The 16953-nt window shown below is 45.3% G+C and carries 18 protein-coding genes; 5 read left to right on the forward strand and 13 right to left on the reverse strand.

Translation table 11 applies throughout. The features are described 5' to 3' along the window. Positions 1–115: 115 nt before the first annotated feature. A complete protein-coding gene (locus ACO9K6_RS11850; protein WP_424767772.1) occupies positions 116–547 on the reverse strand; it encodes a CBS domain-containing protein in 432 nt (143 codons plus the stop codon). A 77-nt stretch (positions 548–624) separates the two neighbouring features. Then, complete coding sequence (locus ACO9K6_RS11855; RefSeq protein ID WP_424767773.1) at positions 625–1680, reverse strand: LCP family protein; 1056 nt, start codon at positions 1678–1680, stop codon at positions 625–627. Between the two features lie 208 nt (positions 1681–1888). Between ACO9K6_RS11855 and ACO9K6_RS11860 the strand changes: the two genes are divergently transcribed. Together ACO9K6_RS11860 and ACO9K6_RS11865 are read left to right on the forward strand one after the other, a co-directional pair. Beyond that, positions 1889–2242, forward strand: a complete 354-nt coding sequence (locus ACO9K6_RS11860) for a DUF4870 domain-containing protein (protein WP_424767774.1) — start codon at positions 1889–1891, stop codon at positions 2240–2242. Positions 2243–2585: 343 nt separating this feature from the next. After that, positions 2586–3884 (forward strand): hemolysin family protein, encoded by a 1299-nt coding sequence (locus tag ACO9K6_RS11865; RefSeq protein WP_424767775.1) that lies wholly within the window; start codon positions 2586–2588, stop codon positions 3882–3884. Positions 3885–3982: 98 nt separating this feature from the next. Here ACO9K6_RS11865 and ACO9K6_RS11870 read toward each other — a convergent pair whose 3' ends face one another. From ACO9K6_RS11870 to ACO9K6_RS11900, 7 genes are read right to left on the reverse strand one after another with little or no spacing between them, the layout of a single operon-like run. Then, positions 3983–5140, reverse strand: coding sequence for an AI-2E family transporter (locus ACO9K6_RS11870; protein WP_424767776.1), 1158 nt, complete (start codon positions 5138–5140; stop codon positions 3983–3985). A 25-nt stretch (positions 5141–5165) separates the two neighbouring features. Further along, complete coding sequence (gene mnhG / locus ACO9K6_RS11875; protein WP_424767777.1) at positions 5166–5525, reverse strand: monovalent cation/H(+) antiporter subunit G; 360 nt, start codon at positions 5523–5525, stop codon at positions 5166–5168. After that, positions 5509–5793 carry a Na(+)/H(+) antiporter subunit F1 gene (locus tag ACO9K6_RS11880; protein ID WP_424767778.1) on the reverse strand — a complete coding sequence of 95 codons (285 nt, stop codon included), beginning with the start codon at positions 5791–5793 and terminating at the stop codon, positions 5509–5511. Before ACO9K6_RS11880 ends, mnhG begins: the two co-directional genes overlap by 17 nt. After that, entirely contained in the window at positions 5790–6269 is a 480-nt protein-coding gene (locus tag ACO9K6_RS11885) for a Na+/H+ antiporter subunit E (protein ID WP_424767779.1), read from the reverse strand. Before ACO9K6_RS11885 ends, ACO9K6_RS11880 begins: the two co-directional genes overlap by 4 nt. 5 nt (positions 6270–6274) lie before the next feature. Continuing rightward, positions 6275–7753: a Na+/H+ antiporter subunit D gene (locus ACO9K6_RS11890; RefSeq protein ID WP_424767780.1), complete on the reverse strand. Its 1479-nt coding sequence runs from the start codon at positions 7751–7753 to the stop codon at positions 6275–6277. Next, a complete protein-coding gene (locus ACO9K6_RS11895) occupies positions 7746–8084 on the reverse strand; it encodes a Na(+)/H(+) antiporter subunit C (protein ID WP_424767781.1) in 339 nt (112 codons plus the stop codon). Before ACO9K6_RS11895 ends, ACO9K6_RS11890 begins: the two co-directional genes overlap by 8 nt. A 1-nt stretch (position 8085) precedes the next feature. Then, the gene (locus ACO9K6_RS11900; RefSeq protein WP_424767782.1) at positions 8086–10962 is read right to left on the reverse strand and encodes a Na+/H+ antiporter subunit A; all 2877 of its coding nucleotides are present in this window, start codon (positions 10960–10962) and stop codon (positions 8086–8088) included. Between the two features lie 268 nt (positions 10963–11230). Here ACO9K6_RS11900 and ACO9K6_RS11905 point away from each other — a divergent pair, with 268 nt between their 5' ends. Further along, positions 11231–11449 carry a hypothetical protein gene (locus ACO9K6_RS11905; RefSeq protein WP_424767783.1) on the forward strand — a complete coding sequence of 73 codons (219 nt, stop codon included), beginning with the start codon at positions 11231–11233 and terminating at the stop codon, positions 11447–11449. Between the two features lie 64 nt (positions 11450–11513). On the opposite strand, the gene ACO9K6_RS11910 is transcribed toward ACO9K6_RS11905, so the two are convergent. From ACO9K6_RS11910 to rpsF, 4 genes are all read right to left on the reverse strand, one after another. After that, a complete protein-coding gene (locus tag ACO9K6_RS11910; protein WP_424767784.1) occupies positions 11514–12965 on the reverse strand; it encodes a SulP family inorganic anion transporter in 1452 nt (483 codons plus the stop codon). Positions 12966–13221: 256 nt separating this feature from the next. Further along, positions 13222–13506 (reverse strand): 30S ribosomal protein S18, encoded by a 285-nt coding sequence (rpsR, locus tag ACO9K6_RS11915; protein WP_114382141.1) that lies wholly within the window; start codon positions 13504–13506, stop codon positions 13222–13224. A gap of 43 nt (positions 13507–13549) precedes the next feature. After that, positions 13550–14065, reverse strand: coding sequence for a single-stranded DNA-binding protein (gene ssb / locus ACO9K6_RS11920; RefSeq protein ID WP_424767785.1), 516 nt, complete (start codon positions 14063–14065; stop codon positions 13550–13552). 37 nt (positions 14066–14102) lie between these two features. Beyond that, a complete protein-coding gene (rpsF, locus tag ACO9K6_RS11925; RefSeq protein WP_424767786.1) occupies positions 14103–14387 on the reverse strand; it encodes a 30S ribosomal protein S6 in 285 nt (94 codons plus the stop codon). A 225-nt stretch (positions 14388–14612) separates the two neighbouring features. On the opposite strand from rpsF, the gene ACO9K6_RS11930 reads away from it, so the two are divergent. Next, positions 14613–14795: a YjzC family protein gene (locus ACO9K6_RS11930; protein ID WP_424767787.1), complete on the forward strand. Its 183-nt coding sequence runs from the start codon at positions 14613–14615 to the stop codon at positions 14793–14795. Between the two features lie 751 nt (positions 14796–15546). Beyond that, positions 15547–16827 carry a hemolysin family protein gene (locus tag ACO9K6_RS11935; protein WP_424767788.1) on the forward strand — a complete coding sequence of 427 codons (1281 nt, stop codon included), beginning with the start codon at positions 15547–15549 and terminating at the stop codon, positions 16825–16827. Positions 16828–16953: the final 126 nt, after the last annotated feature.

Consider the following 16953-nt stretch of genomic DNA (forward strand, 5'->3'; position numbering starts at 1 on the left):
CTGGTTTCTTACGAAACTTTTACAACCCATTATAGCATACTAAATATAAAAAGACGGAATCACTTTCTCATTCCGCCATGCCGGATTCTGGTTTTGTCCACTCGGCTTCAAACCTTCAAGCCTGCTGCTCTTGTACGTTTTGCTGTTCCATAATAAGCTTCTGGCAATAATCAATAATTTCACTTCTGCGCACAATCCCGATAAAGCGGTTCATATCATCCACCACAGGGACAAAGTTTTGCGCTTTTGCCAGTGAGATAAGATCATCCATATTCGCATCAATGCGCACGGTTTTATTATTCATCCGCAGAGGCAAATCCATCAGCCTCACCTTGTTCGTCTGCTCAAGCGTTAGATCCGCATGATTCTTAATATACCAGAGAAGATCTCCCTCCGTTACGGTACCGACGTAGCCTCCATCATCTGTAATGATCGGCACGGCCGAATAACGGTGATATTCCATCCGCTCTAGCGTCTGCCTTAATGTCGCATCCTGCGTTAGACATACGACCTCCTGCTTCGGCAACAAAAAAAACGCGATATTCATTCCCCAAACCACTCCGTTCCGTTTACTACGTCTATTCTACCATATCGGCGGCGGTAGGCGATTCAGAAATTTTGCCATCAAGGCTGCTGAGCAGCATTCTCTTCACTGGACAATGATTGCACCTCATTTTGTTTCCTATCCCTATCGCTATCCGGTAAAACAAGGCTGGCAGCAGGCGTATCCGGGTTAAGCCAGCTCTTGATCATCGTTTGCACCTTCGCCAGGTCCTCTTCATCGGCAAAATAATACCAAGCGCCGCCGCTCTTAAGACGATGCCCGTTACCAATCAGCGAGTGACTGTAAATATTCCGGTCTTTTGCTTGCAGCATACTTTGTCCCAGGTCAATCATTTGCTGCGGTCGCATGTCTGTACTGAAATTATCACCCATAATATCGATGAGATCAGGAATTTTGGACCATTGGTTCATTTGCTTCGCTTTGTCCATCAATAGCGTGAGGAAAATCTGGTGCCGTTCCGTACGGCTCATATCCCCGCCGGCATCCTCGCGATAACGGACATAGTTGAGCGTGTCCTTACCATTATATATATCCTGGCCGGCTTTAATAATAAACTTCTCGTGACCTGGATCATCGTTAACCATATCCTCTTCAATCCGCAGCGAAATTCCTCCAAGCTTATCGATGACTTGCCTGAACCCTTCAAAGTTAATGGAAGCATAATAATGAACCGGCGTTTCAAACAGCTTCCCTACCGTATCCATCGCCATGCCCGCCCCGCCAAACGCGTAGGCGTGCGTAATTTTATCCTCATGATCTCTTCCAGCGATCTCAACATACGTATCCCTCGGTATGGATACCATAAGAAGATTACCGTCCTGCGGACGAACGACCGTGTAGATCATCGTATCCGAGCGTCCAATTTCATTGCCGCGCTGATCAACGCCCAGCAGCAGCAAAGCAAATGGATCCCGCTTCTTATTCGCAACACTAACAGGTACAGGCTCACGACCTTCAACAGGCTTATAGGTTTGCTCTAATTTTTTCTCCACATGACCTTCCAGAAACCAATCGAAGCCCAGCATCGCGAGTGCTCCGCGGTTAAAGAATCCCAAAGCAAAGACAACAACGGCCACAGCGGCTGACGCATACAACCATTTACGTTTATTCATCATGGAATGAGTTCTCCTTATCTCACCTTTGCTATGATCAAAACACCCTCCCAGTCTAGACGATTTCTCGTTTAATTAAGTTACAAATCTTTTACAAACCTATATAATCAGAACAGACTATACTTTATTATGGAATAGATGGTCTATGAACAGCTTAGGACGAATACAATCATTGCAGAAATCAGAATAATAGAAAGGGTGACTGCTTGTTATGCTGTCTCCATCCGTACAGCCGGATCCATCTTCAACCGGTCTAGACCCTAAAGTAGCAGGCTTGCTTTGTTATCTGGGGGGCTTTGTTACAGGCATTATTTTTCTTATATTAGAGAAGAAAAGCCGCTTTGTCCGCTTGCATGCCATGCAGTCCATTGTCGTATTCGGAGGACTAACCGCACTTAATCTTGTTCTCAATATCATTCCTATTATTGGAACGATTATTAGCTTTCTGCTTGTACCGATCGGCTTCGTATTATGGATTGGAATCATGCTGCTCACACTGCAGGGAAAGCTGAACAAGCTTCCGTATATCGGCAACTGGTCCGAACAGCAAGCCAATAAGTTTTAATACCCAATCCTTGCTGCGCTCAAATATCGGACCTGCGCGATTGAATATTCAGAAAAAGAACGGCTAAATGCTGTTCTTTTTTATTTTCGTTTGCATTACAAGTTCATATGAACTATTCAAATATGATATTATGTGATCTCGTAATACGCAGGTATTGGCTAATACGGCTTCATTCACCCGCAATATTCCCTGATTTTAGCCCAATAAAGCTTAATTTCAAGCTTTTAAGGGTTTGATGATTATTGCGAAAGTTCGTACTATTAGTTGATATAAACAAAAAAATATAAATAACAAAGGATCGTGAACATTCATTATGGACTCAGGTATAGGATTTAATCTATTTATGGTTGCTTTACTCGTTGCGTTAACCGCTTTTTTCGTAGCTACAGAATTTGCTATTATTAAGCTTCGTTCAAGCCGAATTGACCAACTAGTCGTTGAAGGGAAGAAGAATGCGCTTGCCGTTCGACACGTAACAAGCAACTTAGATGGATACTTATCCGCCTGTCAGCTGGGTATCACCATTACCGCACTCGGACTTGGTTGGTTAGGAGAACCAACCGTCGAGATGATGCTCCTGCCTTATTTTGAGCAGTGGGGTGTCAACAGTGATTTCAGCCATGTATTGGCCTTCTTGATTGCCTTTGTATCCATTACGTTCATTCACGTTGTTATCGGCGAGCTTGCTCCAAAGAGCATTGCTATTCAAAAAGCCGAGCTTGTAAGCTTTACAGTAGCAAAGCCGATTATTTTCTTCTATAGACTTATGTACCCGTTCATCTGGGTATTAAACGGTTCAGCCAATGCGTTAGTGCGTTTGTTCGGTCTTCGTCCTGCCAAAGAGCATGAGGATGCGCATACGGAAGAAGAGATTCAAATTATTTTAAGCGATAGTCTGGAAAGCGGTAAAATTAACAACTCCGAATACGGCTATGTCAGTCGGATCTTTGCTTTCGATGAACTGCTGGCGAAAGAAATCATGGTCCCGCGCACCGATATGGCCGTCTTATATAAGAACAAATCGTTGCAAGAAAATATGGATATTATTCGTCAGGAGCAATATACCCGCTTCCCTGTAGCCGGTGACAGCAAGGATCAAATTATTGGTATGATCAATACGAAGCAGCTATTTCTCCAATATCAAAATAACAAAGAAATTGATATTCAAACGCTTATGCAGCCTGTCATGACGGTATCTGAGGTGATTCCGGTTAAGAAGCTTCTGAAGCAAATGCAGCAGGAGCGCGTACACATCGCGATTGTAGTCGATGAGTACGGCGGTACATCCGGTCTCGTGACGATCGAGGATATTCTCGAAGAGATCGTTGGCGATATTAGAGACGAGTTTGATGGCGATGAGCATAAAGAAATCGAGAAGCTTGATGAGAACACCTACCTCCTAAATGGCAAGGTTTCCTTGAGCGAGCTGAGCAGCCTGATTGGTGCTGAGCTGGAGCAGGAAGACGTGGATACGGTCGGGGGCTGGCTGTACAGCGAGATGCAGGATGCAAAGCCGGGCAATCAATTTTTTCATAAAAACTACACCTTCACCGTTCGTGAAGTCGGCAAGCACCGGATTAATAAGGTGGAGTTATCCATCGGAGTAGTTGGAGAAGAGCCGAAGGAAGAAGTTACTCATTAAAGAAGTGAATTATGTCGAATACGAAAAAGATTGCCCTCCGCCTTGTCAGGAAGACAGGGTAGAGGGCAATCGCTGTTTTAAACCAACTGAGGACATTGTCAGGTGACAATGTCCTTCTTCTTTTCTTTCTCATAGAGCGAGGAACGGCTCTTAATCCATTCGAACAAATGGATAGCAATAACCTTTAGCACAGCGTAGCCTGGCACCGCAAGCACAATGCCTACGAATCCAAACAAATTGCCCGCTGTTAAAATGACGAATATAATGGTGAGCGGATGAATCTGCAGGCTCTTCCCCATAATTTGCGGCGAAATGAACTTCCCCTCGATCAGCTGCACGATTGTCCAGATCACGATCATCTTCAGCAGCATGACCGGTGAAGTCAGCAATGCGACGATTAATGCCGGGGTGATCGCTATCGCTGGGCCGAGATAAGGGATAATGCTTGTACAGGCTGCAACTAATGCAAGGACTAAAGAATACTCCAGTCCGATAATCAAATAGCCCACATATAACAAAGCGCCGATACAGAAGCTGACAATAATTTGCCCTCGGATATAGCTGCTGATCTGGTTGTTCATTTCAGCCATAATGTGCAAGGTTTGCGATTGCATCTTGCTCGGAACTACCCGGACCATTTTATGCGGGAGCTGCTTTCCATCTCTCAACATATAGAAGAGAATGAACGGCAGAGTCACGATCGCAAGCACGACCTCCTTCAATGCCCCGAAAAATGATCCAATGCTGGTCAGCGTGCTATTCAGCAAAGCTGTCGCCCGCTCCGTCACATTGCCCGTCAGCTCGGATGGATTCAAATTCAGGTATTCTTGAATTTGAATAAAGCCGGCGCTGCCCATAAATTCCTCGAACTTGCCCCTTAGCTGCTCCCCGTATACCGGAAGATTACGGACCAGGCTAGTGATCTGCGCATTAAGAAACGGAATAACCGCAACGAGAATAACGGTAATAAGGCCTGCTACCAGCAGAAAGAGAATTAAAATCGAGTAAACGCGCTTAACTCTTCTCCGCTCTAGATAATCGACAATGGGGTTTAGTAAATAATAAACAATTCCCGCTAAAATAACAGGCAGCAGCAGCGTTTTGAGCAGCACTGTAAACGGTGTAAATACATAAGAGATTTTCGTAAAAACCATAATGTTGAGTCCAATAAGCAGCAGGACTAGCAGAAATATGACAAATTTATTATTTAGAATAAACCTTTTGAACCGTTCCGTTCCCGATTTGACATTTTCCATGTGGGCAACGCCTCTCTTCTGTTCATCATCCCTCTTGCGCTTCGGCTTTCTTCAGATCATCCTGCACGCTGCCCTTCCACAAAGGTACGCCTGACCGGTAAGCCGCTCTGCCATTGAGATGCCCGGCAACCGGTGCCGTAATAAACACAAAGATGATACCCAGCAAAATCTTTGCGCTAACATGCTCCAGGTAGAAGGAGAAATAAAGAAATGCCGCCGTTAAGATGAGCAATACGCCTAGCGTCGCACTTTTGGTAGCCGCATGGGATCTTAAATAAACATCGGGAAGCCGGATAAGTCCGAAGGCGCTTAAGGCGCTTATTAAAGCTCCTATTAAGACGAGAATTCCAATTAACAGCTCACCTATGCTACTTATCGTCTCCATGCTCAATGACAACACCTCTTTCTATATAACGTGCGAATGCGGTTGTTCCAATAAAGGTCAATATGCCGATTAACAAAATGATATCGAAATAAGCGCTAGTTTTCAACAGCATACAAATAACGGCGATCATCGATAGAAGAATAACCCCGATCGTATCCAGCGCAGCAATTCGATCGGAAATCGACGGGCCTTTTAGCAAACGGTATAGACAGCCTACCACAGAAAGCGACAATATGACTAAGGATAGTAGAAGCAAAGTATTCATCATGTCCTCGTCACCTCCATAATCGCTTTTTCGAACGAGCCTTTAATTTGCCTTGAAAGCTCCTCGGCATCCTGAATATCCATCGCATGAATATAGAGGGTTTGCCCGTCCTTCGATACGTCCAAGGTTAGTGTGCCGGGCGTCAGACAGATGAGACAGGATAGAATTGTAATCTCCCAATCAGTCTTCAGCTCGGTCTTTAAAGCGAAGATGCCTGGACGAATCGCAAGCTTTGGTCGAATGATCTGCATGATAACGATGAAGCTGGACAGGAATAGCTCTTTTACAAATAGAACGAGCAGCTTTATGACAGCCCATAATCTCTTCATATAGAAATCATGCGGCCAGAAGCGGCTGAGCAAGCCGATACAAGCAATACCTATGAAATAGCCTACTGAAAACCGTGATACGGACCAATCATTGTGAAGAAACATCCAGACGACGGCAATCATCAGGTTTAACAAAATTTGCAGTGCCATCTCATCTACTCCTTTAATACGGCATCGATATAAATTGTCGGATTAATAAGCGTATTCCCTGCTTCAGCGACCAGCTGGTACACCCACTCCGAGCCGATCCCCATGGCTATGACGATCACAAGCAGACAGGCCGCCGAGAACGTCACGCCTTTACTTACAGCTTGCGGCTTCTCTGCATGCAGCTTCTCTTCTCCCCAGAAAGCATGCATAAAGATGCGAATGAGAGAATATAACACGATCAAGCTCGAAGCTAACGAAATGGCCGTCAACCAGTAATATTGATCCTGCAAGCCGGCGCGGACGAGCAGCAGCTTGCCGGCGAAGCCGCTTAACGGAGGTATCCCTGCTATTGCCAGCGATACGACAAGCAGCATCCAGCCTATAACCGGATAGCGCTTGATCAGTCCGCCCATTTCCTTCAAATGACTAGTACCGGATACATGGACAATGATGCCGCCCAAAATAAACAGCAGCGCCTTTGCCACCATATCGTGAAGCATATAAAACACAGCTCCATTCAGTCCGTCCTTCGTCGATACTGCCAAGCCAAATGCAATAAAACCAACGCTAATGACCACATTATAATTTAAGATTCGCTGAATATCTTTAAAGGCAAGGGCTCCGAACGAGCCCAATATCATCGTAGCTCCAGCCATCCAAGCGATCCAGCTGTGCGTGATGGACGGCTCATGATAGAAGATGAGCGTGAACGTTCGGATAAGCGCATACAAACCTACCTTGGTAAGCAGCGCGCCGAATATAGCCGAGATAACTGCCGGGGGAACACTGTACGAGCCTGGCAGCCAGAAGAACAGAAGCAGGCCTGCTTTTAGAGCAAATACAATCATGAACAAGATCGCAATCACATTTAAGATACCCTCCTGACCCGCTTCCGCAACGCGTAAGGACAGGTCAGCCATATTCAAGGTGCCGGTCACACCATATAAATAAGCGACTGATGCAACAAATAATGTGGACGATAAAATGTTAATAAGAATATATTTTAACGTTTCTCTTAGCTGCCGCTTCGAACCGCCAAGCACGAGGAGCGCATAGGAGGATATGAGCATAACCTCAAAGCAGACGAACAGGTTGAACAAGTCGCCAGTCAGGAAGGACCCGCTTACTCCTACCAGCAAAAACTGAAAAAAGGGATAGAAATAGTAACGCTCCCGTTCCTCGCCAATCGAGCCAAAGGCGAAAAACAAACAGAATGCGGCTACCACCGCTGTCGTGAGAACGAGCACCGCAGCGAGCATATCCGCTACAAACACAATCCCATAAGGCGGCAGCCAGCCTCCCATATAGAGCGTCTGTATGCCCTCCGTCTTTACCTGATACAGCATTACGCCAGCCGCGGCAGCATACAGCGATATCGCTATGGTGCTGATGACGCGTTGCGCCATAATGTTATTTTTGAAAAAAACAAGGATAACTGCTGTAAATAACGGGATCAGAAGCGGTAACACGAGTAAATTATTCATCTTCCTTCCCCCTTAGCTGCTCCATATCGTCAGTGCCCAGCCTTTGATAAGCCTTATAGGCAAGCACAAAGAAAAATGAGGTAACGCCAAAGCTAATGACGATAGAGGTCAGAATGAGCGCCTGCGGCAGTGGATCGACATAGGCTTCCGCCTTCTCCCCTAGCAGCGGGGCCGCACCTGTCTTCAGCCTCGACATCGTTAACAGCAGCAAATGAACGCCATGCGTTAGAAGAGAGGTGCCCAGAATAATGCGCAGCAGGCTTTTCGATAGAATGAGATAGACCCCGACCGCGAATAAGACGCCGATCGCCAAGGACATATATAATTCCATGCTACTTATCCCTCCCTATGGTCAAAATAATCGTCATCGTAATGCCGATAACTGTCAAGTAAACCCCCAGATCGAACAGCAGCGCGGTTGCAAGCTCCTGCTTTCCGAACAGCGGGAAAGTAACATATTGATGGTAATGGGTGAGAAACGGCACATCGAACAAAAACGACCCGACACCCGTCAGCAAGGCAATAAGAATGCCAATTGCCGTCAGCTTGCGGTAGTCAATCGGCAGAACCTCCTGGATCGTCTTCATGCCGAATGACATTGTGAGCAGCACTAACGCAGCTGAGGTCATCAGAGCGCCAATGAAACCGCCTCCCGGATTGTGATGCCCCGCAAAGAACAGGTACAACGAAAAGGTAAGGATAATGAAAATCGCAACTTTCGAGATCGTCTTCAAGATCACATCATTACTCTTGAATGCTTGTATGCCCTGCTTGTTCTCTAGCTTTACATGAAGCTGTGCTTGCGAATCATCGCTCTCTTTCACCTGCAGCCTAATCATGGCATATATGCCGTACGATGCGATTCCGAGCACAACGATTTCAAACAAGGTATCAAAGCCCCGGAAATCAACGAGGATGACATTAACGACATTATTGCCTCCCGCTGAATTGTAGCTCTCCTTAAGAAAAAAGGTAGAAATGGATTCAAAGGAACGGCTGCTGCTTGCACTAAGCGCTATGATGGTCATTACCGCACCTACCGCAACGGAAATGATAAAGTTAGACAGCCTGAACCGCAGCGCGGTCACCTCCCTCTTCAAATCCGGAAGATGATAGAAGCATAGTAGAAACAGCGTGACGGATACCGTCTCCACGATCATCTGCGTAAGCGCCAAATCCGGCGCCCGAAATATAACGAAAAACAAAGTGACCATATAACCTGCGGTGCCCGTCAAAATAATCGCCATCAGCCGCGTGCGGGCAAAAGGAACAGCTATGACTGATACGACAAGCGCGAATATAATGACAGCCTCGTAGATCGACATCGGCGCAAACTTCGAAAAATCGAATTGCAAGGCGTTAGAACGGAACAAGGTAACGCCAAGCGAAGCAATAAGAAAGACGAATATATAGATTAAATAATGGCGAATCGAGCCCGTCATATACGTATTCGTCAATCGATTCGAGCCTTGATCCATCAGCTTGATTCCACCGTCGTACGTCTGGTTCAACGAAAAGCGGCTCAACAGGGGCTGATTCAATACCTTCAGACGATGATGCAGCTTAAACAACAAAATACCGATAAGCACGACACCGATTGTCATAAAAATTTCAGTCGTCCAGCCATGCCACAGACTAATCTTCACCTCAAACCGGTCTCCCGGGTTCAGCAGGCTCGGATGTACGGCTGCCATGGCCGGCTCAATAAGCGAATAGGACAACAATTGCGGAAATAAACCGAACACAACCGCCAAAGAGCCAAGAATAACCGGCGGCAGCAGCATGCCAAGCGGCGCTTCGTGCGGCTTCTTCTCCAGCTTCTCAAATTGCTTCTTTCCAGTGAAGGTTTTGAATACGAGCAGCATGCTGTATACGAACGTGAATATGCTCGCAATCCAAGCAACTATAGGAAAGAATACAGCGAGAAACGCCATATTGAACACATCCATTTGCATAATGTTCAACACCGACGTGAAAAACATTTCCTTACTCAAAAAGCCGTTAAACGGCGGCAAGCCGGCCATCGAGAAGGTTCCGATGAGCGCCACCGAGAAAGTGACCGGCATAACGGACATCAGTCCTCCGAGTTTGCGCATATCCCTCGTTCCGGTCTCATGATCGACAATTCCGACCACCATGAAGAGAGCTCCCTTAAACACGGCATGATTGATAAGGTGGAAAATAGCGGCCATTGTCGCCTTTGCATAGAACAGCGAATCCGTCGTTCCCGTATAAACTGCCGCGGCAGATCCCAATCCGAGCAAGCTCATCACCAGGCCAAGCTGACTGATCGTCGAGTATGCGAGCATCGCCTTCAGATCGATCTGCTTCATTGCCCGGTACGAGCCATAGAAAAGCGTAATCATACCGGCAGCGGAAACGAGCCAGAACCAGACCGCCTCTCCCGCAAATACCGGGCTCAAGCGGGCGACAAGATAGATGCCGGCCTTAACCATGGTAGCCGAATGCAGATAAGCGCTGACCGGTGTCGGCGCCTCCATCGCATCCGGAAGCCAGATGTGAAAAGGAAACTGGGCGGACTTCGTGAACGCACCGAGAAGAACGAGCAGCAGCGCAGGAATAAATAAAACATGTCCCGTGATCTGATCAACGCTGCCAATGATCTCTCTAATACTAAACGTACCCGTCATTATATACAGCAGCACGAAGCCTGCAAGCATCGCTAAACCGCCGAAGACGGTAATCAGCATAGATTTTAAAGCGCCGTACTTGGATCTTTCCCGTTTATGCCAGAAGGCGATAAGTAGGAAGGAAGAAATACTCGTAAGCTCCCAGAACCCATAAAGCACCATAAGATTATCCGAGAGCACGACGCCGAGCATCGCTCCCATAAATAGAAGCAGATAAACATAAAACAAATTGATCGCTTCTTTGATCTTGTCTAGATAGAAAATCGAATACAGCACGACGAGAGAACCGATCCCGCTAATCAGTAACGAGAATAGCAGCCCCAGTCCATCCAGATAGACAGTAAATTCAATGCCAAGCGAAGGGATCCAAGAAATGGTCTCCTTTATTTTCTCCCCTGCTTGAATCGATGAAATACGCGATAAAAAATAAACAAACAATAAGACAGGCGCCGGCAGTATAAACCATCCCGTATGAACGCGCTTCAGCACCTTATGAAGGATCGGACTGCCCATGGCAAAAATAAAAGGAATAATGACGGCAAGATGCAGCAAAGACAATTTTCATCCTCCTAACGAAGCTTATGTTGCTTAATCAGCATAACCAATTTGTGACCATAATAAATATTTCTTCGCTTTCCTGAAAAAAACACAAAAAGAGCCCGCTGTTGGCAGGCTCCTCCGATAAAACATTATTATTATATTGTGTCATACTTATAAACAATTATATCGTTCAAGCTAGTTTTTGTCAAAATAATTTCAATTTTAGTTGCCCTTAGCGAATATTTCAGCTACTAAAGGGGATTACTCTAATGAAGGAGTGATCGCTATGCTAGCCAAAAAAATAATAATCAGCGCGCTGATCTTCACCCTCCTTCTTCTCACCGGAGGAATACTTGATCATCATATCCGTGAAAAGCGTGCGCATCGGCAGCTCATGAAACCCTATAACTACTCCATTTACTCATCGCACAAAGCCGTTCATTCCAGTGACCGCTTCACGTCGTTCATGCCGCGGGAATATGTTAGAATCGTTCGCAAGGAATAACAAACCTTCATTCCCTCCGAGCTGCCCCTAGGAAATATAACTATACCTTATACAATAGTCATGCTTAATGCCCGGAAGGTGCTGCTAACCCCACTCGATCAATTATTCTCTGACTTTCCTCATTTAGTCCAATGATTTCTACTTTTTTATCATTTTGTTGATATCTCATCACGACTTTTGATATTGCCGTTACAGCCGAATGATCCCAAACATGTGAAGCAGTAAAGTCGATCACAATTTTGTCTGGATCATTGGTGATGTCGAATAATTCTCCAAAATATGTCATCGTTCCGAAGAACATTTGTCCGCGGATCGTATATTGCTTTGATCCATCTGCTTTCAAAGTAGATACTGCTTGGATTTTTGAAATCTTCCATCCAAAAATAATAGCACTTAAAACTACACCTACAAGAACGCCTCTTGCCAAATCGTGAGTGTACACGACAACCGCTACCGTAACAATCATTACAATCGAATCGGCCACCGGCACTTTTCTCAAATTTTTCAGTGACTGCCAGTCAAATGTGCCTATAGATACCATAATCATGACGCCCACCAAAGCACCCATTGGGATCTGTACAACAACATTACCGAGCACCAAAATTAAGAATAGAAGAAATACTCCAGCAACCATAGCTGAAAGTCTGCCTCTTCCACCCGATTTAACGTTTATGACAGACTGTCCGATCATTGCGCATCCTGCCATCCCGCCAAAGAAGCCCGTTACGAAGTTAGCAATACCTTGACCGCGAACTTCTCTGTTTTTATCACTTTTTGTCTCCGTCGCTTCATCTATAATCGTTGCAGTCATGAGCGATTCGAGCAGACCAACAATAGCTAAAGTAAGAGATGTAGGAAAAATAATGGCTAAAGTTTCAAAAGACCAGACAATATCAGGAATATGGAATATTGGAAGCTGCTGCGTAATTTTTCCCATATCGCCAACCATGCTCACATTCATTCCAGCTAAAACAGTAATAACCGTCATGACAATGATTGCTACGAGTGCGGAAGGTACAACTTTTGTAAATCTTGGCAGGATATAAATAATAGCTAAGGTTACAGCCACTAACACATACATTAGCCAGCCTTGGCCTTTGAATTGAACCAGCTGAGCCATAAATATGAGAATCGCTAATGCATTAACAAAACCAATGATAACGGGTTGTGGGATGAAAGTAATAAATCTTCCAAATTTAAAAACGCCGAAAATAAATTGAATAATTCCGGTTAAAATAGTCGCAGCAAATAAATACTGCACGCCATGGTCCGCAACGAGGGTTACCATCAGCAGCGCCATAGCACCGGTTGCAGCAGAAATCATCCCTGGACGGCCGCCAAAAATCGAAATAAGGACAGCAATAGAGAATGAAGCATACAATCCAACCATGGGATCAACCCCTGCAATGATGGAGAATGCAATGGCCTCAGGAATGAGCGCGAGTGCTACAGTTAATCCCGCCAAAACATCTCCTCTAACGTTGAAGAACCATGTTTTTTTCAGTTGTCCAAGCAATTTAAATATTCCTCTTTTCTTTTATGAAATTTTTGACCTTCCACTCTCAGAAAGATCGGGGCCGATGATCACAGTAACTTAGTATACTCAGAACCGACACATTAAACTACTGTATAATCTTCTAAGTAAGCGCTTAAAAATTAGTATAACTGCGGTATACTTCAGTTTTCTTGTTATTGCTTAATATGCAAAAAAGAGGCCATTCCGGGTCATTTCTGACCTTTGGAACAGCCTCTTTTCTTATTGCTCCTACAACCTATTCAGTTGTGTAAGGAAGCAATGCGATTTGACGTGAACGTTTAACTGCGATTGTAAGCAAGCGTTGGTATTTCGCGCTTGTTCCAGTCACACGACGTGGCAAGATTTTGCCGCGCTCGCTGATAAACTTTTTCAGCAAATCTGTATCTTTATAATCAATTTTCGTGATTTTGTTTACAGTGAAGAAACACACTTTACGACGTTTGTTGCGTCCGCCTTTACGTCCGCTGAACTTGCGCTCTGGACGCTCGTCGCCGCCGTTATCTCTTTGCTTGAAAGCCATTGTCATATCCTCCATTCGTTGTAAATTTCAACTTGCAGCACTCTTAGAACGGTAAGTCATCCTCTGAGATATCAATTGGGCGTCCGTCATCCTGGAATGGATCACGGCTATCGTTACGTGAGTTGTTACTTGACCGATTACCGCCACCGTAAGATCCGCCGCTGCTTGTACCACCGCCGTTGCCGCCAGCATTGCTGCTATTGCCGCTACCGCTTTCCTCGCGTGATCCACCGCCTTCGCGATTGGATTCCAAGAACCGTACGTTATCAGCGATAACCTCCGTCACGTAGACGCGTTTGCCTTCGTTATTCTCGTAATTCCGCACTTGAATACGACCTTCAACCGCTGTTAAACGGCCTTTACGCAAGTAGTTCGCACAAGTCTCAGCCAACTGACGCCACGTTACGACAGGAATAAAATCCGCTTCACGCTCACCTTGACCGCTCGTAAAAGGACGATCTACAGCAATAGTGAATTGCGTAACTGCAACGCCTGCAGGCGTATAGCGAAGCTCAGGGTCTCTCGTCAATCTGCCAATCAATATTACACGATTCAACATCGTTTCCGGCCTCCCAATCGAACAATCCTATACGGACTTAAGCGACGTCTCTGACGATCAACGAACGGATAACTTCATCCGAAATCTTCATGACACGGTCAAGTTCATTAATAACTTCAGTTGTTCCATTGAAGTGTACCAGAACGAAGTAACCATCACGAAGCTTGTTGATCTCATACGCAAGACGGCGTTTACCGATAATGTCACTTTTGATGACCTCTCCACCGTTGGAGATGATGCCATTGAATTTATCAACGAGAGCTTGAACATTTTCCTGTTCAACTTCTGGACGAATGATGTACATCACTTCATATTTGCGCATATTGTTTCACCTCCTTTTGGACTAGCGGCCCCATATATGGGGCAAGGAACGAGCCTTGGGCTCGCATCTCTATACTATATCAAATTTCAATCCTTATGACAAGATAAGCTTTACAGCCGTATTCTGCTACTTATGCAATTCCTTATTGCAGCTCATACTAAAGACTCCGAACGAATGCTTACAGGCAGACGTTCGATACATCATCCTAAGCTGGAGGCGATTAAAATGGGCGAATGGACTTTATTTTCCCCTGGAGACAGAGCACCGAACGATGGCACCTACATTGAAGACGGTGTAAATTCCTACCATATGGGCATTGAAAATCCGAAAAAGGTACAGCTGCACAAAGGCCAGCGTTTCCCTGAAACCTCGAATCATGAACGCAAATGGAAGCGGATGGCGCATTAATTTTTTTGTAAAACCGCTTGTATACATTGTTCTGGTTCTGGTCATTCTATATTCGACGGTGTAAGAGAGGTGTGGTTCCATTGAACCGTTTGGTGAAAGGATACCCGGAGGATTTCATTCACTCAGTATAGAAGCGGAGGTGTGTGTCAAAGACACTTGTCTGTAACACACGCGCATTCGAGCATCGATAGGTTAACCGTTCATACGGATACGTATCATTGTGCTCAAAAGGAATGAATGAAGCAACTGCTGACTTGCTCCGATTGACGAATGATGTTTCGCATGCTAGCAGTGAGAATTGATCGACTCAACTATCAACACCGTCAGGAAGAGGGCTCGCGAGAGCCCTCTTCCTTATTAATTTTCTGTTCATTCAAGCAGAAATCAACACGTTGGAATTGTACCTATCTCAGCTAAACGTGAATCCTCAAGCCATTCCCCATCCCCTAACCAGCCTCATTATCCCGATTGTTAAATTAATCCATACCATTATTCTAGTTTTCAATAATTTACCCTCGCAATATTGATCCTAGAGTCTAAAAGATAGATTGTTTCCAGCTTATAAAACCCCCTCATAATGAACTTCTGAACAGCCTGCTTCGAATTCAGGCGAGCGCGGCATTTTTTGTTTTGACACATTTAACTCATCAATACCATTGTAATTACGTGTGAATACTATAAGATATAAATAAGATAAATTTATAAATCCTCACAAAACCAAGCCATCATAATAAAGGAGAATACCCATTAAATGTTAATCGTTGATTTGTTAATCATCGCTGTCCTTATTCTCGGTACCGCCCTCTTCGTTGCGACAGAATTTGCCGTTGTGAAATTAAGACCCAGCCGGATCAATCAGATGGTTATGGAAGGACGCAAAAACGCTCTGGCCGTACAGAAAGTCGCCAGCAATCTGGACGGCTATCTGTCCGCTTGTCAGCTCGGAATCACGGTTACTGCGCTTGGTCTTGGCTGGATTGGTAAGCCTGCCGTAGAGAAAATCCTGTATCCGCTGCTGCAAGACTTTCTGCCAGCTGAAATGGTTTCTATTATATCGTTCATCGTGGCTTTCTCCATCATCACGTTCCTGCATGTTGTTGTCGGTGAATTGGCACCGAAGTCGATGGCCATTCAGCGGGCGGAGCTGGTCAGCAGCATTTGTGCACGTCCTATCATAGTCTGGTACAAAATCATGTACCCTTTCATCTGGGTATTAAACGGATCTGCGAACCGGCTAATTCGGATGTTCGGATTACGTCCGGCCAAAGAACACGAAGACGCTCACTCCGAAGAGGAGCTTCGGATCATCCTGTCTGAGAGCTACAAGAGCGGTAATATCAATCAGGCGGAGTTTGGCTATATGAACCGGATTTTCGACTTTGATGAAATTCTCTCCCGTGAAATTATGGTCCCTCGTACCGATATGGTGTGCCTTGACGTGAATCATCCGGTAGAGCAGCAGATTGCAACTATTGTAGAAGAACAATTTACTCGCTTTCCTGTCATCGACGGGACTCCGGACCATGTAGTCGGCTTCATTAATACAAAAAAGTTTTTTCTGAAACGCAGTGAGAATTCTACTTTGCAATTGAAGGACTTGATGCAGCCGGTGCTAACCATATCGGAAGTCACGCCAGTCAAAGTACTCTTGAAAGAGATGCAGCGTCAGAACGTTCACCTCGTTGTTCTTGTCGATGAATACGGCGGTACTTCAGGCTTGGTGACAATCGAAGATATTCTGGAGGAAATCGTCGGCGAAATACGGGATGAGTTTGATACGGAGGAGATCCCTGAGCTCCAGCAATTGAGCGACACGCATATCATTGTCGACGGCAAAGTAGCACTGTCGACGATTAGAGAGCTCCTTGGGGCGGAGTTCGGATATAGCAACTTCGATACCATCGGTGGTTGGTTAAACAGCCAGGATTCCACACTCAAGAAGGGAAGCCGCTTCGAAAAGGACGACCTGGCCTTCGTGATTCTAGAGAAGGACAAGCACCGTATACGCAAAATTGAGATTTTAAAGTCGTAAAATACCTAATAAAAAACACCCTGTTATTGCATATTGAACTGTGACCCACAAGAAGGACACTTTAAAAAAGTGACCCTCTTGTGGGTCATTTGTGTTTTAATCGAGATACAGGGAAGAGGAGTGAGG

The sequence above is a fragment of the Paenibacillus praedii genome (assembly GCF_049725345.1).
Classification (GTDB): domain Bacteria; phylum Bacillota; class Bacilli; order Paenibacillales; family Paenibacillaceae; genus Pristimantibacillus.

Coding starts and splice junctions, on each gene's coding strand:
- ACO9K6_RS11850 (WP_424767772.1), bottom strand. CDS start 547: ATGAATATCGCGTTTTTTTTGTTGCCGAAGCAGGAGGTCGTATGTCTA.
- ACO9K6_RS11855 (WP_424767773.1), bottom strand. CDS start 1,680: ATGATGAATAAACGTAAATGGTTGTATGCGTCAGCCGCTGTGGCCGTT.
- ACO9K6_RS11860 (WP_424767774.1), top strand. CDS start 1,889: ATGCTGTCTCCATCCGTACAGCCGGATCCATCTTCAACCGGTCTAGAC.
- ACO9K6_RS11865 (WP_424767775.1), top strand. CDS start 2,586: ATGGTTGCTTTACTCGTTGCGTTAACCGCTTTTTTCGTAGCTACAGAA.
- ACO9K6_RS11870 (WP_424767776.1), bottom strand. CDS start 5,140: ATGGAAAATGTCAAATCGGGAACGGAACGGTTCAAAAGGTTTATTCTA.
- mnhG (WP_424767777.1), bottom strand. CDS start 5,525: ATGGAGACGATAAGTAGCATAGGTGAGCTGTTAATTGGAATTCTCGTC.
- ACO9K6_RS11880 (WP_424767778.1), bottom strand. CDS start 5,793: ATGATGAATACTTTGCTTCTACTATCCTTAGTCATATTGTCGCTTTCT.
- ACO9K6_RS11885 (WP_424767779.1), bottom strand. CDS start 6,269: ATGGCACTGCAAATTTTGTTAAACCTGATGATTGCCGTCGTCTGGATG.
- ACO9K6_RS11890 (WP_424767780.1), bottom strand. CDS start 7,753: ATGAATAATTTACTCGTGTTACCGCTTCTGATCCCGTTATTTACAGCA.
- ACO9K6_RS11895 (WP_424767781.1), bottom strand. CDS start 8,084: ATGGAATTATATATGTCCTTGGCGATCGGCGTCTTATTCGCGGTCGGG.
- ACO9K6_RS11905 (WP_424767783.1), top strand. CDS start 11,231: ATGCTAGCCAAAAAAATAATAATCAGCGCGCTGATCTTCACCCTCCTT.
- rpsR (WP_114382141.1), bottom strand. CDS start 13,506: ATGGCTTTCAAGCAAAGAGATAACGGCGGCGACGAGCGTCCAGAGCGC.
- ssb (WP_424767785.1), bottom strand. CDS start 14,065: ATGTTGAATCGTGTAATATTGATTGGCAGATTGACGAGAGACCCTGAG.
- rpsF (WP_424767786.1), bottom strand. CDS start 14,387: ATGCGCAAATATGAAGTGATGTACATCATTCGTCCAGAAGTTGAACAG.
- ACO9K6_RS11930 (WP_424767787.1), top strand. CDS start 14,613: ATGGGCGAATGGACTTTATTTTCCCCTGGAGACAGAGCACCGAACGAT.
- ACO9K6_RS11935 (WP_424767788.1), top strand. CDS start 15,547: ATGTTAATCGTTGATTTGTTAATCATCGCTGTCCTTATTCTCGGTACC.